21 protein-coding genes are annotated in these 22,122 nt (G+C 66.3%); 7 read left to right on the top strand and 14 right to left on the bottom strand.

The window, feature by feature from the left end:
* Window position 1 precedes the first annotated feature (1 nt).
* Window positions 2–1,597, top strand: a complete 1,596-nt coding sequence (locus BUB09_RS11505; protein WP_072897828.1) for a pseudouridine synthase — start codon at window positions 2–4, stop codon at window positions 1,595–1,597.
* 86 nt (window positions 1,598–1,683) lie between these two features.
* Here BUB09_RS11505 and BUB09_RS11500 read toward each other — a convergent pair whose 3' ends face one another.
* The 5 genes from BUB09_RS11500 to BUB09_RS11480 all read right to left on the bottom strand — a co-directional run bounded on the left by BUB09_RS11500 (window position 1,684) and on the right by BUB09_RS11480 (window position 6,162).
* On the bottom strand, window positions 1,684–2,490 hold the full coding sequence (locus BUB09_RS11500; protein WP_139250261.1) for an energy transducer TonB: 807 nt from the start codon (window positions 2,488–2,490) through the stop codon (window positions 1,684–1,686).
* Between the two features lie 121 nt (window positions 2,491–2,611).
* Window positions 2,612–3,382, bottom strand: a complete 771-nt coding sequence (locus tag BUB09_RS11495; RefSeq protein ID WP_084083376.1) for an SDR family NAD(P)-dependent oxidoreductase — start codon at window positions 3,380–3,382, stop codon at window positions 2,612–2,614.
* Between the two features lie 75 nt (window positions 3,383–3,457).
* Window positions 3,458–4,120: an HAD family hydrolase gene (locus BUB09_RS11490; RefSeq protein ID WP_072897825.1), complete on the bottom strand. Its 663-nt coding sequence runs from the start codon at window positions 4,118–4,120 to the stop codon at window positions 3,458–3,460.
* Window positions 4,117–4,821 (bottom strand): bifunctional 2-polyprenyl-6-hydroxyphenol methylase/3-demethylubiquinol 3-O-methyltransferase UbiG, encoded by a 705-nt coding sequence (ubiG, locus tag BUB09_RS11485; RefSeq protein WP_072897823.1) that lies wholly within the window; start codon window positions 4,819–4,821, stop codon window positions 4,117–4,119. The genes BUB09_RS11490 and ubiG overlap by 4 nt, the downstream gene beginning before the upstream one ends.
* Before the next feature lie 3 nt (window positions 4,822–4,824).
* The gene (locus tag BUB09_RS11480) at window positions 4,825–6,162 is read right to left on the bottom strand and encodes a TRZ/ATZ family hydrolase (RefSeq protein WP_072897821.1); all 1,338 of its coding nucleotides are present in this window, start codon (window positions 6,160–6,162) and stop codon (window positions 4,825–4,827) included.
* 94 nt (window positions 6,163–6,256) lie between these two features.
* On the opposite strand from BUB09_RS11480, the gene mtnA reads away from it, so the two are divergent.
* Window positions 6,257–7,255 (top strand): S-methyl-5-thioribose-1-phosphate isomerase, encoded by a 999-nt coding sequence (mtnA, locus tag BUB09_RS11475; protein ID WP_072897819.1) that lies wholly within the window; start codon window positions 6,257–6,259, stop codon window positions 7,253–7,255.
* Between the two features lie 23 nt (window positions 7,256–7,278).
* Here the strand turns inward: mtnA and BUB09_RS11470 are convergent, their stop codons facing one another.
* From BUB09_RS11470 to BUB09_RS11450, 5 genes are all read right to left on the bottom strand, one after another.
* A complete protein-coding gene (locus BUB09_RS11470; protein WP_245793261.1) occupies window positions 7,279–8,769 on the bottom strand; it encodes a M48 family metalloprotease in 1,491 nt (496 codons plus the stop codon).
* 194 nt (window positions 8,770–8,963) lie between these two features.
* Entirely contained in the window at window positions 8,964–9,449 is a 486-nt protein-coding gene (locus tag BUB09_RS11465) for a GNAT family N-acetyltransferase (protein ID WP_072897817.1), read from the bottom strand.
* Window positions 9,446–10,339 (bottom strand): archaetidylserine decarboxylase, encoded by an 894-nt coding sequence (asd, locus tag BUB09_RS11460; RefSeq protein WP_072897816.1) that lies wholly within the window; start codon window positions 10,337–10,339, stop codon window positions 9,446–9,448. Before asd ends, BUB09_RS11465 begins: the two co-directional genes overlap by 4 nt.
* 4 nt (window positions 10,340–10,343) lie before the next feature.
* A complete protein-coding gene (locus tag BUB09_RS11455) occupies window positions 10,344–10,772 on the bottom strand; it encodes a copper chaperone PCu(A)C (RefSeq protein WP_072897814.1) in 429 nt (142 codons plus the stop codon).
* Entirely contained in the window at window positions 10,772–11,392 is a 621-nt protein-coding gene (locus tag BUB09_RS11450) for an SCO family protein (RefSeq protein ID WP_072897813.1), read from the bottom strand. Before BUB09_RS11450 ends, BUB09_RS11455 begins: the two co-directional genes overlap by 1 nt.
* Window positions 11,393–11,522: 130 nt before the next feature.
* Between BUB09_RS11450 and prmB the strand changes: the two genes are divergently transcribed.
* From prmB to BUB09_RS11430, 4 genes are all read left to right on the top strand, one after another.
* On the top strand, window positions 11,523–12,431 hold the full coding sequence (prmB, locus tag BUB09_RS11445; RefSeq protein ID WP_072897811.1) for a 50S ribosomal protein L3 N(5)-glutamine methyltransferase: 909 nt from the start codon (window positions 11,523–11,525) through the stop codon (window positions 12,429–12,431).
* Entirely contained in the window at window positions 12,431–13,528 is a 1,098-nt protein-coding gene (gene aroC / locus BUB09_RS11440; protein ID WP_072897809.1) for a chorismate synthase, read from the top strand. The genes prmB and aroC overlap by 1 nt, the downstream gene beginning before the upstream one ends.
* Window positions 13,529–13,639: 111 nt before the next feature.
* Window positions 13,640–15,607, top strand: a complete 1,968-nt coding sequence (locus BUB09_RS11435; protein WP_084083375.1) for an LTA synthase family protein — start codon at window positions 13,640–13,642, stop codon at window positions 15,605–15,607.
* Window positions 15,604–16,380, top strand: a complete 777-nt coding sequence (locus BUB09_RS11430) for a phosphatase PAP2 family protein (protein ID WP_072897806.1) — start codon at window positions 15,604–15,606, stop codon at window positions 16,378–16,380. The genes BUB09_RS11435 and BUB09_RS11430 overlap by 4 nt, the downstream gene beginning before the upstream one ends.
* Here BUB09_RS11430 and BUB09_RS11425 read toward each other — a convergent pair.
* Window positions 16,261–17,634 (bottom strand): sensor histidine kinase, encoded by a 1,374-nt coding sequence (locus tag BUB09_RS11425; protein WP_072897805.1) that lies wholly within the window; start codon window positions 17,632–17,634, stop codon window positions 16,261–16,263. The two genes, BUB09_RS11430 and BUB09_RS11425, sit on opposite strands and share 120 nt — an antisense overlap.
* Window positions 17,634–18,317: a winged helix-turn-helix domain-containing protein gene (locus BUB09_RS11420; protein ID WP_072897803.1), complete on the bottom strand. Its 684-nt coding sequence runs from the start codon at window positions 18,315–18,317 to the stop codon at window positions 17,634–17,636. Before BUB09_RS11420 ends, BUB09_RS11425 begins: the two co-directional genes overlap by 1 nt.
* Window positions 18,318–18,454: 137 nt before the next feature.
* On the opposite strand from BUB09_RS11420, the gene hutH reads away from it, so the two are divergent.
* Window positions 18,455–19,990: a histidine ammonia-lyase gene (hutH, locus tag BUB09_RS11415; RefSeq protein WP_072897802.1), complete on the top strand. Its 1,536-nt coding sequence runs from the start codon at window positions 18,455–18,457 to the stop codon at window positions 19,988–19,990.
* Window positions 19,991–20,003: 13 nt separating this feature from the next.
* Here the strand turns inward: hutH and BUB09_RS11410 are convergent, their stop codons facing one another.
* Window positions 20,004–20,585 (bottom strand): TMEM165/GDT1 family protein, encoded by a 582-nt coding sequence (locus tag BUB09_RS11410; RefSeq protein ID WP_072897800.1) that lies wholly within the window; start codon window positions 20,583–20,585, stop codon window positions 20,004–20,006.
* A 259-nt stretch (window positions 20,586–20,844) separates the two neighbouring features.
* The gene (locus BUB09_RS11405) at window positions 20,845–22,005 is read right to left on the bottom strand and encodes a GGDEF domain-containing protein (RefSeq protein ID WP_072897799.1); all 1,161 of its coding nucleotides are present in this window, start codon (window positions 22,003–22,005) and stop codon (window positions 20,845–20,847) included.
* Window positions 22,006–22,122 lie beyond the last annotated feature (117 nt).

The raw sequence follows: 22,122 nt of genomic DNA, 5'->3' as shown, positions 1-22,122 counted from the left end.
CATGTCGGAACGTATTCAGAAACTGCTCGCTACGGCCGGTATTGCATCGCGCCGCGCCGTCGAGACGATGATCGCCGAAGGCCGGGTGACCGTGAACGGGCGTCCGGCCGAAGCCGGCCAGCGGATCGACCACAACGATCATGTTCGTGTCGATTCACGGTTGGTGTCGCTGAGCCGCAAGGCCGAGCCGGCGCGGGTGCTGCTGTACCGCAAGCGGGTCGGCGAGTTGGTCACGCGCGACGATCCCGAAGGCCGCAAGACCGTGTTCCGCAAGCTGCCGGAGCTCAGCTCGGGCCGCTGGATTGCGATCGGCCGTCTCGACATCAATACCTCCGGCCTGTTGCTGTTGACCAACGACGGCGAGTTGGCGCGGCGGCTGATGCACCCGAGCTTCGAGATGCGGCGCGAATACGCGGTCCGCGTGCTGGGCACGATCGACGACGCCGTGCTGCAGCGCTTGCGCACCGGCGTGACGCTCGAAGACGGCTTTGCGAAGTTTGAAACCATCGTCGCTGGCGCCAACGAAACCGACGACGACGATTCGGCCAATCGCTGGTGGACGGTCACCGTCAAGCAGGGCCGCAATCGCGTCGTGCGGCGGCTGTTTGAATCGCAGAATCTGCAAGTCAGCCGCCTGATGCGTGTCGCTTATGGCCCGATCACACTGGGTCGCGGCATCAAGAGCGGCAGCTGCCGCGAGGCCACGGCCGAAGAACTGCAAGCGCTGCTCGAAGCCGTCGACATGGCCGACGAAGCCAAGGCCGTGCGCGCGACCAGCAAGAAGGCGGCGGCGCCGCGCCGCAAGCCGATGCCCGAAGCCGACGCGCGTCCGCAGCCGCCGCTGCGGCGTCGCTCGCCGCGCGCTGCGGCCGAAGCCGAGCGCAAGCGCGAATTCTTTGATCGTGGCGACGATGGCGCCGGCGCCGCCCGCAAGCCCTCGTCAAGGCCGGGCCGTTCCAGCGATTCCCCCATTGAGCGTCGCCGCGAAGCAGCGGCGGGCCCGCGCGCTGCATCGCGCGCCGAGCCGCGCCGTGCAGCGCGTGACGATGCGCGTCCCGAGTCGCGCAGCAGTCGCCGGCCGGATGCCGGCGCGGGTGCCGGCTACCGCAGCGACGCTTCGGCACCGCGCAAGTCGGGTCCGCGTGCGGATGCGCGCAGCGAGCCGCGCCGTGCCGCGCGTGATGATGCGCGTCCCGAGTCGCGCAGCGCGCGCCGGCCGGATGCCGGCGCGGGTGCCGGCTACCGCAGCGAGGCTTCGGCACCGCGCAAGTCGGGTCCGCGTGCGGATGCGCGCGGCGCCAAGCCCGCAGGCGCTCGGGGTGCGGACCGCGGCGACGGCCAGCGCGCATCGCCGCGAGCGGGTTCGCGTACCGATGCCCGCCCGGCGTCGGGATCGCCGCGCGCTGCGGCGCCGGGCGGCAAGCCGCGTCGCGACGGCGCGTCACGCGCTGCGGACGCGCGGCCTTCGACGCGGTCTGCCCCTGCATCGGCACCGCGCTCGGCCAAACCGGATGCCGGCCGTGGACCGCGTCGCAGCGACGGTCCGGCCAAGCCGTCGAAGCCCGCCGCGCGCAAGGGGCCGCCGCGGCGCAAGTAAGGCGTGCGCAAGCGGCGTTGATGTCGATGCCGTAAACCGCGCAGGCCTTGCCGGCGCGTTGAGGCGACGCCGGCTGCGCGCCGCGCTCAGGCCGGGCCGAAGCGCATCGGCTGGTCGAGCAACAGATACTCCTGATCCGGACGCAGCCTTGACGGCACCGGCATGAAGCGGCCGATACGAAAAATCACGGCGCGCGCTTCCTCGTCGAGCCGCGGATAGCCGGTCGGCCGGATCAGCGTCGCGTCGATCACGCGTCCGTCGCGTGCCAGTTTGAGCCGCACCCAAGCGGTGCCGGTTTCGCCGTGCTGCCGCGACATCAGCGGCCATTTCTGACTGGAACTGATCGTGCGGCTGATCACGCCCGCGTACTGGCGGGCGAGGCGGTCGGTCTCGCCATCGCTGAGCGTGGTTCGCTGCGCGCCGATCTCGCCGGGCGCCGGTTCGCGGCTCGCCGGTGCGGCGGCTGCGCTCGTTGATGCCGGTGGTGCCGGCGTATCGGATGCCGCTACATCAGCCGGCGGCGGCTCCGCGGTAGCGGGCGCGGCAAGCGCCACTGGCGCGGGCGCGGTCAGTGCTGTCGGCTTTGGTGGACTCGGCGTGGGTTTGGAGCGGCGAACGATCGGCTTCGGGCGATCGGGGCGTGCCGGCATTGCCGGAGGCGTTGCCGGACGGATGTCGGCTGCCGTGGGCGCGGCGATCGTAAACACCGTCATCAGCCGCTCGCTGACCGGCTCGCGATCACGCGCGACCGGGGCTCGCTCGCTGTGCTGCAACAGCAGCAGCACCACCGCGACGTGCAGCAGCACGACCAGTGTCAGGCCGGCGATCGAAGGGCGGCGCGGTGCAGTGCCCGGTGCTGCAAACCCGCTTGGCGCAGAGGCGGCGAATGCCACAGGTCAGATCCGTCATCGGCGGCGTGCGCCAGATGCTGTAAGCCCGCAGCAGATATCACGCCAAGCCGGAATCGCGTTCAGCGGCTGTCGAATCTGCCAGCCGCCACCGTTGGCGCGATGCTTACAGCGCGCGGCCGGTGATGCCGCGGCTGGCAGGGCCGAGCAGCCACAGCAGTGCAGGGACCACGCGTTCAGGCGGGGAAACGGGCGTCAGCGATTCGCTGGCAAAGCCCTTGCCGCGGATCATCGTGCTCATCGGGCCGGGGTGCCAGGTGTTCAAGCGCAAGCCGCTGCCTTCGCGCGACTCGGCTTCCAGCTCCATGCCCCAGCTGCGGAACATCGTTTCCGCTGCGCTCTTGGTGACGCCGTAGGCGGCCTGGAACGGCTTGGGCGCACGGCCGCCATCGTCGCTGACCCAGACCACGGACGCATCCTGCGACTGACGCAGCAACGGCAGACATAGCCGCGTCAGCGTGTACGGCGCGGTCAGATTGATCTGCAGGCTGTCCATCCAGTCGCGCGGCTCCTGGTCTTCGAGCCGGGTGAAGTTCTTGAAGTGCGCGGCGGCATGCAGCAGGCCGTCGAGCCGACCGAATTCGCGCTCGATCGTCGCGGCCAACTCGTCGTAAGCGGCCCAGGTCGCGGTCATCAGGTTCAGCGGTACGATCGCCGGCTGCGCGCCGCCCGCTGCTTCGATCTGGTCGTACAGCTTTTCGAGCTTGGGTACGCTGCGGCCGACCAGCACGACGGTGGCCCCGAGTCGCGCCAGCGCGATCGATGCGGCCGAGCCGAGGCCGCCGCTGGCGCCGGTGATCAGAATCACACGGTCCTTGAATGCGCCTTCGGGCGGCTGATAGTCGGCGGGAGGCTTCAGGAGAGCGGAATCGGTCACGGGCGGGTCGTAGTCGTCGTTTGATGAGGATGTTGCGGAATCAGGGTCAGCCGAAGTGGGGCAGTTGAAACGCGGTCAGCTCAGCAGCGCAGCGAGATCCGACGGCGCTGCGACCAGCGCGTAGGCGCCCCAGGTGTGCGGGGCTTCCGGTCCCAGGTAGCCCCAAGCCGCGGCGATGCTGCGGATGCCGGCAGCGCGCGCGGCATCGATATCGCGGCGGTCGTCACCGACATAGACGGTGCGCGCCGCGCTGACCCCGACCTGGCGCAGGGCCAGCAGCAGCGAGTCCGGCGCCGGCTTGGGATGCGGAACCTGATCGCCGCTGACACAGCACGCGGCCCGCGTGTCGAGCTTGAGCTGGGCCATCAGCGGGTCGGTCAGAAACGCCGGCTTGTTGGTGACCACGCCCCAGGGTTTTCCGGCCAACTCCAGCGACACCAGAAACGCATTCATGCCCGGGAACAGCCGCGAGCGCCGCGTCAGGTTGGCGCGGTAATGCGCCAGCAGCGCGTCGCGCCGCACCGGGTATTCGGGGTGATCGGGCGCCATGTCCAGCGCGACTTTCAGCAAGCCGCGCGCACCGGCCGAGGCCACCGGACGATAGCCGGCATCCGGCAGCGGCGGCAGCCCGAGTTCGATCCGCACCTGGTTGGCGGCATCGCCCAGGTCAGGCGCGGTATCGACCAGCGTGCCGTCGAGATCGAACAGCACGCAGTCGACGTCGTGAAACGCGCTCATGCGGCGTCGCGGCGGCAGTGCATCAGGTAGTTCACGTCCATGTCGTTGCCGATCGACGCCGATTTCAGCAGCGGGTTGTAGCGCATGCCGCGCAGTTCGACGGCCGTAAGGCCCGCTGCACGTGCCCAGGCTTCCAGCTCCGACGGCCGGATGAACTTGGCGTATTCGTGCGTGCCGCGCGGCACCAGGCCGGCGATCAATTCGGCGCCGACGATCATCAGCGCATACGACTTGGGGTTACGGTTGATCGTGCTGAACACGACATCGCCGCCCGGCTTGACCAGCTTGGCGCACGCGGCGATCACCGAGGCCGGATCCGGCACGTGTTCCAGCATTTCCAGGCAGCACACCACGTCGAAGCTGGCCGGTGCTTCGTCGGCCAGGGCTTCGCTGGCGATGCAGCGGTATTCGCATTTGATGCCCGATTCGAGCCCATGCAGCCGCGCGACTTCGAGCGAGGCTTCGGCCAGATCGATACCGACGGCCGTGGCCCCGCGCACAGCCAGTGCTTCGGTCAGGATGCCGCCGCCACAGCCGACATCGACGACGCGCTTGCCGCGCAAGCCGCCGACCGCGTTTTCGATGTAGCGCACGCGCGCCGGGTTGATGTGGTGCAGCGCGGCCATCTCACCGCGCGGGTCCCACCAGCGCGAGGCCAGCGACGAGAAGTGGCGGATTTCGGCAGCGTCGACGTTGCTCATGGCTCAGTGCTTTCCTGTGATCTTGTGGCGCCATTCGGCGGCCTTGGCGCGCAACTCGTCTTCGACCAGCGTCAGCAGCCGGCCTTCGGCCAGCAGCGGCCGTCCTGCGACCCAGACGTAATCGACCTGTCGGCTGTTGACCGCATAGGCGAGGTGCGAAATGACGTTGTAGACCGGCTGGGTGTTCACCGCCGACAAGTCGACCGCGATGAAGTCGGCGGCCTTGCCGGGCAGCAGCGAGCCGATCTGGTCGTCCCAACCCAGCGCCCGCGCGCCGGCCAGTGTGGCCATTTCCAGTGCCTTGGCCGCCGGCACCGCGCGCGCGTCCAACGTCACGCCCTTGGCCATCAGGCTGGCGATGCGCAGCTCGCCGAACAGATCGAGGTCGTTGTTGCTGGCAGCGCCGTCGGTGCCGATGCCGACGTTGGCGCCGGCCATCTGCAGTCGGTGCACCGGGCAGAAGCCGTTGGCCAGCTTGAGGTTGGACTCGGGGCAATGCGCGACGTGCACGCCGTAATGCGCGACTTCCTCGATTTCCTCGTCGGTCAGCTGCGTCATGTGAACCGCGATCAGATCGGGGCCGAGAAACTCCAGATCGCGCAGGTGCTGCCACGGCCGCTTGCCGTTACGCGCGATGCCTTGCGCCACTTCGTCGGCGGTTTCGTGGATGTGCATGTGGATGCCGATGCCCAGCTCGGTGGCGTACTGGCGCACCTGACGCAGCAGCGGGTCGCTGACCGTATACGGCGCATGCGGCGCGAAGATCGTTTTGATCAGCGGCTCGCCACGCAGCGCGTCATGCAGCGCCAGTCCCTTGTGGATGTACTCGCCGGGCTGCGCCCACGCGCTCGGAAAGTCGATCACGATCAGCCCGACCGCCGCGCGCATGCCGGCCTGCCGCACGGCTTGCGCCGTGGCATCGGGGAAAAAATACATGTCGTTGACGCAGGTCTGGCCGCTGCGAATCATCTCGGCCATCGCCAGATTGACGCCATCGCGGCAGAACGCCGGGCCCATATGGGCGGCCTCGGCCGGCCACATATGCCCTTGCAGCCATTCCATCAGCGGCAGATCGTCGGCGATGCCACGCAGCACGCTCATTGCACTGTGCGCATGCAGGTTCACCAAGCCCGGCATCAGCGCGTGACCGGGCAGGTCGAGTGACTCACGCGGCTGGTAGCGCGCCCGTGCTTCGCGGGTCGGCAGCACCGCCAGGATGCGGCCTTTGTCGATCGCCAGCGCATGCTGTTCCAGCACCACGCCGGCCGGCTCGATCGGCACGATGCTGCCGGCGCTGACCAGCAGATCGATCGCCACGGGAGGAAAGGACGTAACGGGCATGGGCGGACGTTAGACTAGGAGCCAAGAGCGCAGCCGACGGTGGCCTGCGCTGCCAGTTTACCTGCCTGCGTCAAAAACCAAGGGATTCGTTCGAATGACTGCCAGCGTACAGCCCATCGTCTGGGCCGGTGATCACCTGCGTCTGCTCGACCAGCGCGTGCTGCCGCACGAAGAACGCTGGGTCGATTGCCGCAATGCGTTTCAGGTCGCCGAAGCGATCCACGGCATGGCGGTGCGCGGCGCGCCGGCGATCGGTATCGCCGCGGCGTACGGCTTGGTGCTCGACGCGCTGCATCACCGCGACTACGACGCGGCCGAACTGGTGTTGGCCGAATCGCGGCCGACCGCCGTCAACCTGCGCTGGGCGCTGGCGCGGATGCGGGGCGTCTGGCGTGGCGGTGCCGATGCCGCGCGGTTGCTGGCCGAAGCGCAGCTGATTCACGCCGAAGATTTGGCGCAGAACCTGACGATGGGCAAGCTCGGTGCCGCGCTGCTGCCGCGCGATGCGACGGTGATTACGCACTGCAATACCGGGGCGTTGGCCACTGGCGGCCACGGCACCGCGCTGGGCGTGATCCGCAGCGCTTACGCGATCGGCCATCTGGCACAGGTCTACAACACCGAGACGCGTCCCTGGTTGCAGGGTGCCCGTCTGACCGCCTGGGAGCTGACGCGCGAAAACATTCCGGCCAAGCTGATCGCCGACGGTGCGGCCGCGCATCTGATGGCGACGCAGAAGATCGACTGGGTCATCGTCGGCGCCGACCGCATCGCCGCCAACGGCGACACGGCGAACAAGATCGGCACCTACTCGCTGGCCGTGTCGGCGCGCCGGCATGGCGTCAAGTTCATGGTCGTGGCGCCGAGCGGCACGTTCGACTTGCAGATCCGCAGCGGCCAGTCGATCCCGATCGAAGAGCGGGTGCCGCGCGAGCTGACCGAGTTCCGCGGCGCGCCGATCGCGCCGCTGGACATGGATGCCTGGAATCCGGTGTTCGATGTCACCCCGGCAGACTTGATCGACGCCATCGTCTGCGAGAAAGGCGTGATCGAAAACCCAACAGAAGCCAAGGTGCGCGCGCTGCTGGGCTGAGCGTCGCCTGTACAGCGCCAGCCTCAGCGCTGGCGCGGCTCGCGAGCGTAGGGGTTGTAGTTGCGTGGCAGCGCTTCGCGAACTTCGGCGCGTCGCGCCGCCAAGCGGGCACGCTGCGAAGAACTGAGCGAATCACTGCGCAGCCCAGCGTCGAGCTGGGCCAGCGCACCGCCGTAGTCACCCCGGTAGTACAGGTAGTTGGCCATCTCGTAGCTGGCCTCGCCGTTGTTGCCGGCGTCGCGGGCGGCTTGCGCCAGCAAGCGATAGGTTTCCAGCCGCGTCCCGAAAATCTGCTGGGACGCGAGCAGCACCTGGCGTGCGACATCAGGCTTGCCGGTCTCGATCAGCGCTTGCGCGTAGCGCAGGATCGCCGGCGCATAGGTCGGATAGGACTGATAGATTTTTTCGAACAGCGCCATCGCATCGGCGGACTGGCCAGCCCCGAGCTTGAGCTGCGCCATCAGCAGCGCGATTGCCGGCGCATTGCGGTTGGCGTCGAACGCAGGCTTGAGCACCGCCGCAGCGCGTGCGTTATCTCCGGCCTTGCTCAGCGCCAGCGCCAGACCGTAGCGCGTCGGTGCGGTATCGCGGCCGTTTTTCAGTTCGGCGCTGAAGGCTTCGACCGCTTCGCCGGGACGGCTCGATACCAGTACGCGCGTGCGCGCCTTCATCAAGCCGTAGTCGAGTGAATCGGGCACGTTGCGCAGCTTGCCTTTCTCGATCGCTGCCGCTCGCGATCGCGCCTCGGCGATACGGGTGGTGTTGACCGGGTGAGTCCGCAGAATCTCCGGCACGCCGGTGCCGTACAAGCGCGATTGCTGTTCCAGCCGCTGGAAGAAGCCCGCCATGCCTTCAGGGTCGTAGCCGGCATCGGCCATCACCTGGATGCCGATGCGGTCGGCTTCCAGTTCGTTGGCACGCGTGAAGTTGACCTGCTTCTGGTACATCACGCCCTGGCCGACGCCGAGCGCGGCGATGATCACGTTCGGGTCACCGGACCCGGCGATGATCGCGGCCAGCACGGCAGCCCAGGTCGCGATCGTGCCGATGCCACCGGCATCGTCCTGCGACCGCGCGATATGGCGCTGCGTCACGTGGGTCAATTCATGGCCCATGACGCCCGCCAGCTCGCTTTCGGTCTGGCTCGCGATCAGCAGGCCGGCATTGAAGCCGATGTGTCCGCCGGGCAGCGCGAATGCGTTGATGCGCGGGTCGGCGACCATGAACACGTCGAGCGCCGGTGGCTTCTGCTGAGCGGCGGCAACCAGGCGCCAGCCCATGTTGGACAGGTATTCGGTGATCTCAGGGTCTTCCAGCACGTATTCGTACTGATACAGCTCGGCCATCACGCTGGTGCCGATCGCGGCTTCCTGCGCCGGCGACATCGTCGCGTCGGCCGGTTCGCCCATCTGCGGCAGATTCAGTGCGCTGGGTGCGCCGCTGCCGATGCCGTCCGTGGGCACGGGTGCGCTCAGGTCGGCGGCCAGTACGACGCCGACGACGCCAACAGCCAACGCAAGGCTCAGGCCCGCGCCGTATACGGTGCGACGGATGGGTCCGACAGGATTACGGATGGAGGGCATGCGCGGCAGGATCGGCAGACGGTATCGAGTGTACGCGGGTTGACGCGCGGTGGATCGCAGTGCGGCTTGGATCAAACGGCGGCGCTTTAGTTCGCGTCAGCGGCCGGCGACCGATGCATCGACCTTCAGCTCCGGCTGCCTCCGAACTGCTGCAAGGCCTCGCCGGTGAGCCGGAAGATCGTCCAGTCGTCCATCGGCGCGGCACCGAGACGGCGATAGAAGCCGATCGCCGGCTCGTTCCAGTCCAGCACCGACCACTCCAGACGGCCGCAGCCGCGTTCGACCGCCAAAGCCGCGACCCGCTGCAACAGCGCACGTCCCACTCCATGACCGCGATGTGCAGGTTGTACGTAAAGGTCTTCGAGATAGATGCCGGGCTTGGCCAGAAACGTGGAGTAGTTGGCGAAGTACAGCGCGAAGCCGATCGCTTGGCCGCCGACCCGTGCGATCAATACCTCAGCGGCGGGACGCTCGCCGAACAGCGTGGCCTGCAGCGTGGCTTCGGTGGCGCTGACCTGGTCCGACAGGCGCTCGTAATCGGCCAACTCGCGGATGAAGCCGAGTATCAGCGGGACGTCGGCGGCGCAGGCCGCATCGATGCGCAGACTCATGTCGATGGGCGCTGCTTGACGCCGATGGACTGGCCCATCCGCACCGGCTGGGCCGGACGCAGCGCGGTGTCCCATTGCAGGCTGCCCTTGGGCGCCAGCAGGATCACGGTCGATCCCATGTTGAACCGGCCCATCTCGGCGCCGCGTTCCAGATGCACGGGCTGCGACGGTTTGAAGCGCATCACCGGCGAGCGCCGATGCGGCGGCGAGATCAGCCCCGCCCAGACGGTCTCGATCGAGCCGACAAAGAAGGCCCCGACCAGCACCATTGCAAATGGCCCCAGCTCGGTATCGAAGATCGCGGCGACGCGTTCATTGCGCGCGAACACGCCGGGCAGCGCGCGGGCCGTTGCCGGGTTGACGCTGAACAGCCGCCCCGGCACGTAAACCCACTCGCGCAGCGTGCCCGCCAGCGGCATGTGCAAGCGGTGATAGTTGTTCGGAGCCAGGTAGATCGTGCAGAACTCGCCACCGTCGAATGGCGCTGCCAGATCGCGGCCGCCGAGCAGTTCGGCCGCCGTGTAGTGGTGGCCCTTGGCCTGGAAGATGCGCTCGCCGTCGATCGGGCCGAGCTGGCTGATCGCGCCATCGACCGGCGACAGCAGCACGCGCGGGTCCTCGACCAGCGGCCGCTCGCCGGGCTTCAGCGCGCGGGTGAAAAAGTCGTTGAAGCTGCGGAAGTCTTCGGGCCGCTGCAGCTGGGCTTCGTCCAGACTGATGCCGAAACGGTCCATGAATACACGGATGAACGCGTTCTTGAAGCCCGTCTGCTCGATCCGCGTGATCTTGAAGATGCACCAGGAGAGGAATCGGGTCGGCAGCGTCAGCTGCAGCAGCGTGAACAAGCGGTCGCCGAGGCTGGCATCGGTGCTGCGGGTATTCGAGGTCATGGGATCAAGGTGCAGTCGCGCGGACGGGGAATTCGGCCGACAGCGTGCCGTCGGCGCAGTGCAGCTGGATGCGCGTGCGCTCGCCGATCGTCTGGCGAGGCTGCATCAGCATCAGGTGATAGCCGCCCGGTGCCAGCGTTACCCGTTCGCCGGGCGCCACGCTGAGTGCGGCGATGCGTTCCATCCGCATCATGCCGTCGACCATCGAGCTGCGGTGCAGCTCGACGCGGCCGAAATCGGCGCTGTCGAAAGTCGACACGGTGATGGCGGTCTTGCCCTGATTGAGCAGCTGCGCGAAGCCGGCCATGACCGGAGCGCCCGGCGGCGGCTGGCGAACCCAAGGTGCTTCTACGCTCAAGCCCTCGCAGGCGATCGCAGCGGGGGCCAACAGCAGCGCCGCGACGGCGGCGATCGAGTAGGACAGGCGGCGCATCAGCTGGGGCTCCGGATCAGGCTCACCAAGTCGGCGGCCAGTGCATCGAGCCGGTGAGGGGGTAGGAAGTAACCGAAAACCTGGCCTTGAGGATTGATCAGCACCAGTGCCGACGAATGGTCCATCGTATAGCTGTCGGGCGTCGTGCCCGGCACCTTGGCGAACACCAGGCTCATCGACCGCGCCAGCTTTTCCAACTCGGCAACGTCGCCGGTGACGCCGACGAAGCGAGGGTCGAAGTAGTGAACGTAGGTACCGAGACGGTCCAGGCTGTCGCGCTCCGGGTCGACCGAAACGAACACCACCTGCAGCGGCGCCTGCGCCTCGTCGAGCTTGGCTTTCAGGCTTTTGAGCACACCCAGCGTGTTGGGACAGACATCGGGGCAGAACGTGAAGCCGGCAAACACCAACGACCACTGGCCGGCCAAACGGCTGTTGTCGAAAGGCGCGCCGCTGGTATCGCGCAGCGTGAACGCTTCGATGCTGCGTGGCTGCTTGAGCAGCGTGCCGGAGCTGACCTCGATACCGCGGTCGGTGAGCATCAACTGCGCCACGACCAGCCCCGCGAGCGCGGCGAGTGCGGCGATGACACCGATGATGATGGCTTTGGTGGGTTTCATAGGGACTCGATTGGGGTGCAGGCAGCGGCGGCCGGTGACGGAAAGCGGAGCCTTACAAATTGCTGGCAGTGGGGCCTGGCCGCATAATTGATGTCTTCTGCCGCCATTATTTCACGAACGAAGCCCATAAATGACCGATCCGCGCGACACACAAGCCCTGACCACGGTACGCGACCTCGTGCGTTGGGGTGCCAGTGAGTTCGGTCGCCGCGGTCTGGTATTCGGCCACGGCACCGACAATGCGCTCGACGAGGCGTTTCACCTGGTGCTCCATCAGCTGCATCTGAATGCGGAGTTGCCGACGGTCTACCTGGAGGCGCATGTGACGCCGACCGAGCGCGACGCCGTGCTGGCCTTGTTGCGGCAACGGATCGAATCGCGCAAACCAGCGGCATACCTGATCGGTGAAATCCAGTTCTGCGGACTGAGCTTCTACGTCGACGAGCGGGTGCTGGTACCGCGCTCGCCGATCGCCGAGATGATCGAGGCGCGCTTTGCGCCGTGGATCGAAGGCGAGCCGCTGCAGATTCTCGATCTGTGCACCGGCAGCGGCTGCATCGGCATCGCCTGCGCCGATGTGTTCGAAGACGCCGAAGTCGATCTGGTCGACATCGACGCCGGGGCGCTCGAAGTCAGCCGCCGCAATATCGCGCGCCATGACCTCGCCAATCGCGTGACGGCGATTCAGTCCGACCTGTTCGATGCGCTCGGCGCGCGCCGCTACGACCTGATCGTTAGCAATCCGCCGTATGTACCGACCGCCGAATGGGAGGCGCTGTCGGCCGAATACAAGCGCGAGCCCAAGCTGGCGCTGGAAGCCGGCGAAGACGGCATGGATATCGTCGAGCGGATTCTGGTCGAAGCGCCGGATTACCTGAACGAGGATGGCCTGCTGGTCTGTGAGATCGGCGGTTCGCTCGACGAGTTCGAGACGCGCTATCCGACGATCCCGGTCGCCTGGCCGGAGTTCGTTCGTGGTGGCGACGGTGTGTTCGTGATTTCGCGCGCCGATCTGGTCGCCTGGTTGGAGACTCGCTGATGTCCGGCAACACCTTCGGCAAGCTGTTTACCGTCACCAGTTTCGGTGAAAGCCATGGCGTGGCGATCGGCTGCGTGATCGACGGCTGCCCTCCGGGCATGAGCTTGAGCGAAGCCGACATTCAGCCCGACCTCGACCGCCGCAAGCCGGGCACGTCCAAGTACGTCACCCAGCGCAAGGAAGACGACAAGGTCCGCATCTTGTCCGGCGTGTTCGAAGGCAAGACCACCGGCACACCGATCGCGTTGCTGATCGAAAACACCGACCAGCGCAGCTACGACTACGCCAAGATCGCACAGGTGTTTCGGCCCAATCACGCCGACTATGCGTACATCCAGAAGTACGGCATCCGCGACCATCGCGGCGGGGGTCGCAGCTCGGCGCGCGAAACCGCGGTGCGCGTTGCGGCCGGCGCTGTTGCAAAAAAGTACCTAGCCGAAAAGCTCGGCGTGACGGTACGCGGCTATCTGGCGCAGATGGGCCCGATCGTGCTCGATCGGGTCGACTGGGCCGAGGTCAACAACAACGCGTTCTTCTCGCCGGATGCATCGCGCATCCCCGAACTCGAAGCCCTGATCGACCAACTGCGTCGCGACGGCGATTCGGTCGGCGCGTTGATTCGCGTCGTCGCCACCGGCCTGCCACCCGGCTTGGGTGAGCCGGTATTTGATCGGCTCGATGCGGATATCGCGCATGCGCTGATGGGCATCAATGCAGTCAAGGGCGTCGAGATCGGCGACGGCATGAAGGTCGCCGCGATGCGCGGCACCGAACACCGCGACGAGATGACCCCGCAAGGCTTTCTGTCGAACCACTCGGGCGGGGTGTCGGGCGGCATCAGCACCGGCCAGGACCTGGTTTGTGCGCTGGCGATCAAGCCGACGTCGAGCATCACCACGCCCGGCAAGTCGATCGACAGCGACGGCAACGCCGTGGACATGCGCACCACCGGGCGCCATGACCCGTGCGTGGGCATCCGCGCCACGCCGATCGCCGAAGCAATGGTCGCCCTGGTGCTGATCGATCACCTGCTGCGCCATCGCGGCCAGAACGCCGACGTGCAGCCGGCAACGCCACGGATCGCACCGCAAGCCTGAGCGGTGCCGCCGCCACAGACCCGCTTCATGAACCAGAGTTAATCCGGCTGCAAGGCGCCGGATAGACCCGGTCGCGCAATCTGCGGAGAGTCCTCTCCGAGATTGAGCTTGATGAGATCCCGTGTTTTCTCTGGCGCCGGCAGCTTGCGCATCGATGCCGCGTGCTTTCGCCCGCTGTGGTGGATGGCCGGTGTGTTTCTGGCACTGTCGGCCGCCACTCGGCTGATGCTGTGGGGCTGCTTCGGCGTCGAGGCGCATGTGCCGGCGCTGCGCCTGCCGGCGATCTTGTCGCTGGGCGTGCTCAACGACATCGTCGAAGCCCTGTATCTGTTCACGCCGCTGACGCTGTATCTGGCGCTGGCGCCAGTGCGCTGGCATCGCAGTGGAGCAGGGCGGGCGCTGCTGCTCGGTGGCATCGCGCTGATGCTGGCCGGCATGCTGTTCGTCACCGTTGCCGAGTACTTCTTCTTTGAGGAGTTCGACGCGCGCTTCAATCTGGTCGCCGTCGATTACCTGATCTACCCGACTGAAGTCATCGGCGATATCCGCTCCGAGTATCCGGTGGCGCCATTGTTGACCGCGATCGCCATGATTGCGCTGCTGATGACCGCGCTGCTGGCCCGCGGCTTGCGCAACTGGCCGGGCACCGCAGTGATCCCGCGGGCGGCGCGGCTGCGGCTCGCGGCAGGGCTGATGCTGGCGATCGTTGCGGCCATCGCACTGTGGCCCGCCGACCGGCTGTCGTTCTCGCGCAACCGCGTCGTCAATGAACTGGTCGCCAATGGGCCGATGAACTTCTTCGCGGCGTTTCGCACCAACAACATCGACTACCACGCGTTCTATCGCAGCGGCGATCCGACGCAGATGCAGGCCTTGCTGCGCGCCGATCTGCAAGCGGGTGGCGGTGAATTCGTCGATGCGGCCAGCGGTGATCTGACGCGGCGTTTCCCGGCACGTGCCGATGGCTTGGGCAAGCTCAACGTGGTGCTGCTGTCGGAGGAATCTCTCGGCGCCGAGTTTGTCGGCGCCTACGGCGACCTGCGCAAGCTCACGCCGGAATTCGACGCGCTGACGGCCGAGGGCCTGATGTTCACCCATGCGTATTCCACCGGCACGCGCACCGTGCGCGGCCTGGAAGCGTTCAGCGCTTCGATCCCGCCGATTCCGAGCGAGTCGATCGTCAAGCGCGAAGGCAATCAGGACATCGCGACCTGGGGCAAGGTGATGCGCGGCTTGGGCTATCACACCAGCTTCCTGTACGGCGGTTTCGGCGCGTTCGACAACATGAATGCGTACTTCGGCGGCAACGGCTTTGCGTTGTCCGACCGCAGCGACATCGACAATCCGCGCTTCGCCAACATCTGGGGCGTGTCGGACGAAGACTTGTTCCATCACGCAATCGGCTATTTCGATGCGCGGGCCCGCGAAGGCAAGCCGTTCTTCTCGATCGTGATGTCGACGTCCAACCACAAGCCGTTCACGTTTCCCGATGGCATTCCCGGCATCAAAGCCAAGGGCGGCGGACGCACCGCCGGCACGCGCTATGCGGACCATGCGATCGGTGAGTTCTTCCGCGAAGCGCGGCAGCGACCGTGGTTCAAGGACACGGTGTTCATCATCGTCGCTGACCACGGCGCGCGTGCTTACGGCAAGGCCGACATTCCGTTGTACAGCTATGAAATCCCGATGCTGATCCTCGCGCCAGGGCGCTTGCCGCCGGGGCGCATCGACACGCTGACCAGTCAGATCGACGTGGCACCGACCGTACTCGGCTTGCTCGGGCTGCCGTATCAGGCACCTTTTTTTGGCCAGGACGTGCTGCGCTGGCCGGCAGGTGAGCCGCGTACGTTGTTGTTCAACCACAACCACGACGTCGCCTTGCTGCGCGACGGGACGCTGTGTGTGCTGGGCTTACGCCAGCATGTCAGCTGCGAACGCTATACGCGCTTGCCCGGAGCGCCGGGCCCGGCAACGACGCAGTTGTCGCGTCTGCCCAAACCCGACGGCCCGTTGACCGATCTGGCCACGGCCTACTACCAGACCGCGTACGACTTGTTCGAATCGCGTCGCTACCGGTGAGCGCGGTCCATCTGCGGTGGTCGCCGGCCGTATTGCTGCTGTTGTCGGCGCTTGCATTCGAGTGCAGCGGCTTGGATCAATGGGTGCTCGACGTCTGCTTCAGCACCGCCCGGGGCGACTTCATTGCGCGCGGTACGGGCTGGGGCGACAAGCTGCTTCATGATGGCGGCGCGCGGGCCGTGCTGATCGCGGCCATTGCATTGCTGCTGATGAGGGTCGCGGGCATACGCCGCGGTCGCGACAAGCCGTACCGCGACGATCTGATCTACTTGCTGCTGTGCGTCGCGCTAACGACCGGGCTGGTGGCCCTACTGAAGCACTTCAGCCCGGTGCACTGTCCCGTGCAGTGGCAGCGTTACGGTGGCGACGTCGAGGGCATCAGTTGGTTGCAGGTCGGGCAGGGCCGTGTCATCGCCGCGATCCGCGCCGGGCATTGCTTCCCGGGCGGACATTCATCCGGTGCTTGGGCCTGGTTTGGTTTGTACTGGATCGCGCGTCGGCGCCAGTGGTCGCATGCGCTGCCGGTGCTGTGCGGCGTGTTCGTGATGGGGCTGCTGTTTTCGGCAACGCAGTGGCTGCGCGGCGCTCATTTCCCTTCGCATGACATCGTGAGCGCCGCGCTGGCCTGGTCGGTCGCATCGGCGCTGGACGCGCTACGCCAGCCGGCTGTCGATCGCCACCGGCAGACTGAGGATCACGCGAGCCCCGGGCGCGTTGTCGACGATCTGGCAATACCCGTCGTGCAGCAGCACCACGGCTCGCACCAGCGATAAGCCCAGGCCATTACCGGCACTGCTCCGGCTTGGATCGGCGCGATACAGCCGCTGGAAGACCTTGTCACGCTGGTCTTCGGGTATGCCCGGACCATCATCGGCGACGCATAGTTCGATATGTGCATCACGGCGGCGCAACGTGATCAGAATGTTCCCGCCCGCGCGCGTGTACTTGATCGCGTTGTCGACCAAGTTGGCCAGTGCCTGGAACAGTAGATCGCGACTGCCTCGAATCTGCACGCCAACGTCGGCATCGAGACGCAGCGTCTTGTGCTCGGCGCTCGCCATTGGCTCGAACAACTGTTCGGCGTCGTGCACGATTGCGGTCAGATCGACTTGGGTGAAGCTTTCACGCGGCCGGCCTGATTCGACGTTGGCGATCCGCAGCAGGGCACCGAACGTGGTCAGAATCGAATCGACGTCGTCGATCGACTGCTCGATCGCCGATTCGAGTTGTGCGGGCTGGTTTCGATCGGCAAGGCTGGCTTCGAGCCGCCCACGCAGCCGTGACAGCGGCAGGCGCAAGTCATGCGCGATGTTGTCGGTAACGCCGCGGATCGCGTCCATCAGCGTGCTGATGCGATCGAGCATCGCATTGATGTTGCGGCCGAGCATGTCGAACTCGTCGTTGCTCGCGGTAATCGGCACGCGCTGACGCAGGTCGCCGGCCATGATGTCGCGGGTCACGCGGTTGATCGCCTCGATCTGCCTGAGCATGGCCAGCGTTACCAAGATGCCGCCGCCGATCGCCAGCAGCAGCATCGCACCCAGCCCCAAGCCCATCGAGCGCGCGAGTGCCGAGCGCATCTCGCCGACTTCGTAGTCGTTGAGCCCGACCAGAATGCGGCTGCCGTCGGGGAAGTGCGCCACGCGCGCCCGCACCACACCGCGATGCTGGCGCGCGGGCAGGGTCAGGAAGCCATCGGTGTCTGGCGTCGCATCCGGCCAGGGATCATCGTCGCCAGCGAGTCGGCTCCCATCGGCGGCGACATACAAGTACAGCCAATGGTTGCTGCGGTCGGACGCGTCACGGGACTGCACCAGCCCCAGTACGCCGTCGAACCCGTCGACGACATAGTCGGCCTGCAGCATTTCCAGCTCGGACGCGACGAACTCATCGACGTGGCTGCGGACCTGGTTGGCCGCCAGCAGGTAGATCGCACCGAGCAGCGCCGTGATCGACACGCCGAACAACGCGGCATACAGCAGCGCCAGGCGCAATGCGCGCGATCGCAGCAGATCGCGACCGCGCATCAGCTTTTGCTCGCACGCAGGCAGTAGCCGGCGCCGCGTACGGTATGAATCAGCGCAACACTCTGAGCATCATCGATCTTGCCGCGCAGTCGCGAGATGTGGACATCAATGACGTTGGTCTGTGGGTCGAAGTGGTAGTCCCAGACGTGCTCGAACAGCATCGTCCGGGTCACAACCTGCCCGGCGTTGCGCATCAGGTATTCGAGCAGCCGGAACTCTTGCGGCTTGAGGTCGATAGCGCGATGACCGCGTCGCACGCTGCGGCCGAGCAAGTCCATTTCCAGATCGGCGACGCGCAGCACGGTGTCGGTCGCGCCACTGCCGCGGCTGCGGCGCAGCACCGCTTCGAGCCGCGCCAGCAATTCGGCAAACGAAAATGGCTTGACCAGATAGTCGTCGCCGCCGGCGCGCAAGCCGCGCACGCGGTCGTCGACTTCGCCCAGCGCCGACAGGATGATCGTCGGCATCGCATTGCCGGAAGCACGCAAGGTCGAGACGATCGTCAGGCCATCGACGTGCGGCAGCATGCGGTCGACGATCAAGCCGTCATACGGTTCGGATGCGGCCATGAACAAGCCGTCCTTGCCATTGGCGGCGTGATCGACCGCGTGACCGGCCTCGCGCAAGCCCTTGATCAGGTAGCGGGCAGTGTCGGCGTCGTCTTCGATGACCAGGATGCGCATCGGCACATTGTGCCAGCCGGCTGGCGGCCCGCGTCGCGTCGCGCTTGCATCGGCCCGCGGCTGATGGTCCGATGGCTGCAGAGCGGTGCGACCGCCATGGATGATCGCGACAACTGCGGCACGACAGGAGAACGGCCATGTCCGAGTGGCATCTGAACCCCGGCAAGCTCAAGTTGCGCGAGCTGCGCCATCTGCTCGATGGACGCACGCAGGTCTCGATCGCGCCCCAAGCCTGGGCAGCGGTGGATGCGTCGGCTGCCGCGGTTCAGGCCGCTGTCGACCGCGGCGAGCCGCTGTACGGCATCAATACCGGATTCGGCAAGCTGGCCAAGACGCACATCCCGGTCGATCAGCTGGCCGCGCTGCAGCGCAACCTGGTGCGCTCGCACGCGGTCGGCACCGGCGCACCGCTTGATGATGAAACCGTCAGACTGGTGCTGCTGCTTAAGGCCGCGAGCCTCGCGCGTGGTTATTCGGGCGTACGCCGCTGCCTCGTCGAACGGCTGCTGGCGCTGTACAACGCAGGCGTGCTGCCTTGCATCCCGGCCAAGGGGTCCGTCGGTGCCTCCGGTGATCTGGCGCCGCTGGCCCATTTGACGATGGCCCTAATCGGCGAGGGCGAGGTGCGTATCGATGGCTTGGTCGTCCCGGCACGCCAAGCGCTGAGCGAAGCGGGTATCGATCCGCTGGACCTGGCCGCCAAGGAAGGCTTGGCACTGCTCAACGGCACGCAAGTGTCGACGGCGCTGGCCTTGCGCGCATTGATGGAAGCCGAGGACGTCTATGCGGCAGCCGTGGTCACCGGCGCCTTGTCGGTCGATGCGGCGCGCGGCTCCGATGCGCCGTTTGACGCGCGCATTCATCAAGTGCGCGGGCAAACCGGACAGATCGATGTGGCGGCTGCATACCGCCGGCTATTGGCCGGCAGCGCGATCCGCCAGTCGCACCGCATCCATGACGATCGCGTGCAGGACCCATACAGCCTGCGCTGCCAGCCGCAAGTGATGGGCGCCTGTCTGGATCTGCTTCGGCAGGCCGCGCGCACGCTGGTGATCGAGGCCAATGCGGTCAGCGACAATCCGCTGGTATTCGGCGACGAGGTGCTGTCCGGCGGCAACTTCCACGCCGAGCCGGTGGCGCTGGCCGCCGATACGCTGGCACTGGCGATTGCCGAGATCGGCGCGTTGTCGGAGCGCCGCATTGCGCTGCTGATCGACTCGACGCTCTCGGGCTTGCCGCCGTTTCTGGTTCGCGATGCCGGGCTGCATTCAGGCTTCATGATGGCCCACGTCACCGCGGCGGCACTGGCGTCGGAAAACAAGTCCTTGGCGCATCCGGCCAGCGTCGACAGCCTGCCGACGTCGGCCAACCAGGAAGACCACGTCAGCATGGCGACCTTCGCAGCGCGGCGGCTGCTGGAGATGACGGCCAACACGCGCACGATCGTCGCGATCGAACTGCTGGCCGCCGCGCAAGGCATCGACTTTCACGCACCATTGGCCACGTCCGAACCGCTGCGCTTCGTCCATGAAGCGCTGCGGCAAAAAGTGCCGTTCTACGAGCACGACCGCTACTTTGCACCGGACATCGCCGCCGCCGATGATCTGCTGGCGACCGAAGTGCTGACGCCGATCGTCGCCGATCTACTGCCGTCGTGGAGTCAGGACGGCTGAGTGTTGTCGGCCATTACAAACCGTCGCCGACGCCGAGCAGCATCAGCAGGCCGATCACGGCGAATACCGCAGCGGCAATGCGGCGCATCAGGTCGGCTGGCATCCGCCGCGCGAAGCGGTCGCCTAGGAACACGGCCGGCACGTTGGCCAACATCATGCCCAGCGTCGTGCCCGCCACGACGGCCAGCAGGCTGTCGTAGCGCATCGCCAGACCGATCGTCGCGATCTGGGTCTTGTCACCGATCTCCGCAATGAAGAACAGCCACAGCGTGGTCAGAAAGATCGTGCCGCGTCGCGCCGTCAGGCTGTCATCGGCATCGTCGAAACGGTCGGGGACCAACAGCCAGCCCGCCATCGCGATGAAACTCAGGCCCAGTGCCCAGCGCAGATACGTTTCGGGGACGTGCGTCGCTACCCAGGCGCCGAGCCAGCCGGCGAGGCCATGATTGAGCAAGGTGGCAACCAGAATGCCCAGCACGATCGGCAGCGGCTTGCGATAGCGGGCGGCCAAGCACAGCGACAGCAGCTGCGTCTTGTCTCCCATCTCGGCGAGCGCGACGACGCTGGTGCAGACGGTAAAGGCTTCGAAGATCATCAGAGAGAACCGGCCGGGATGGTGGACAACGACGCGCGGCCGCCGCCCGGCATGCCGGCGTCCGTGGTCGTTGGTCTCACCCGAAACCAACGCGTGATGCGCTGGAATCTCTGCACGCCATGCCAGCAATGCGGCAAGTATGTTGACGTGCAAGCCGCGCCGAGCAATCGGCGACGGTGGCTACTCCCCAAAGAGTGCGGCGATTGTAGTCAGGCTCGGGGTGCTCAACAAGCGCGACGTGCGCAGCCGCGGCCCGGCACTAGATCGATGCGCTGCGCAGCGACTCGACCTTGCGGTTGTTTTTGACCTTGTACAACTCGGCATCGGCGCAGCGCCGGAAGTGCTCAAAGTCGTCGCGCTGCGCTGGCACGCCGGTCACGGCGCCGATGCTGGTGGTCAGTACGCCGGTATCCGAGGCTGTGTTGCGAATTCCGGCGTCGGCAATCGCGAGCTGCAGTTCGCGGCACAGCTGCTCGCATCGGGCTCGGTCGATGTCGAACCACACGAGGATGAATTCATCGCCACCGATCCGTGCGGCAATATCGATCGGGCCGACGGCGACGTGCTGAAGCGCACGGCCAAGCTGCTGCAGTGCCGCGTCACCTGCGGGGTGCCCGTGCGAATCGTTCAAGCCTTTGAATCGATCCACGTCGACCAACGCAACGCTGACGGGGCGGCGCTCGCGATGCGCGCGCTGGAACAAGGGACCGACGCGGTCATCGAGGTGGTACCAATTACCCAGCCCGGTCAGTGCATCGCGGAACGCCATCGTGTTGAGCCGTGTCTTCAGCGTCCACGCCACCATCGCTTCGTTTCGCAACATCAGCGAGTTCAGCAGCGCGATGCAGACGGCCACGATATCGAAGTACAGCTCGAAGCCGGCAGCCGGCGTCCAGCCGTGAATCATCTGCACCGCCGTCACGTTCAAACCGAGAAACAGACCGCACAGCGCCAGCGTGTAGCGAGCCGGCAGGCCATCGACCGACAGCAGGCCGACGAAATACAGCGCGGTGTACTCATACGGTATCGGCACGCCGTTCAGTTGCCAGATCAGCAGATCGAAAAACAAGGCCGTGAAGTTCAGCGCGATCAGGGCGCTGGTGCCGCGCATGACGACGGCAGTCGGCCAGGTTGACGCACGCAGATACAGTGTGGCGAAGCACGCCGGCACCATGACGCCCCATTCGAGCAGTGCGGCGCTCAGCGTTGGAAATACCGGAAGGCCAAAGCACAGGGATCGGATGGGCACGATCGCCAGCAGCAGCAAGCCGAAAAACAGATTCAGATAGATCGCGGGCTGGCGCGTCGATTCGAGATAGAACGATCTGAATGCCGTGTCAGGATCGGGTTCGCGGTCGTCAGGCCCCCCGCTGCGTTGCGGTAGATGCGGAAACGCGTCACTCAGACTCGATCGGATCAAATCGGGATCACATTGCGATCTTGCGGTCGGCAGAGTCTGCCGAAGCCGGTTGCGAAAGGATACGGCGTGATGATGCCGCACGTCACACCAATGACGGCGACCGTCCGCCATCAACGC

Origin of the sequence: Hydrocarboniphaga daqingensis (assembly GCF_900129825.1) — a bacterium.
Classification (GTDB): Bacteria; Pseudomonadota; Gammaproteobacteria; order Nevskiales; family Nevskiaceae; genus Hydrocarboniphaga; species Hydrocarboniphaga daqingensis.
The sequence above is the reverse complement of the archived record's forward strand: the minus strand, read 5'-3'. Positions and strand labels throughout refer to the sequence as shown.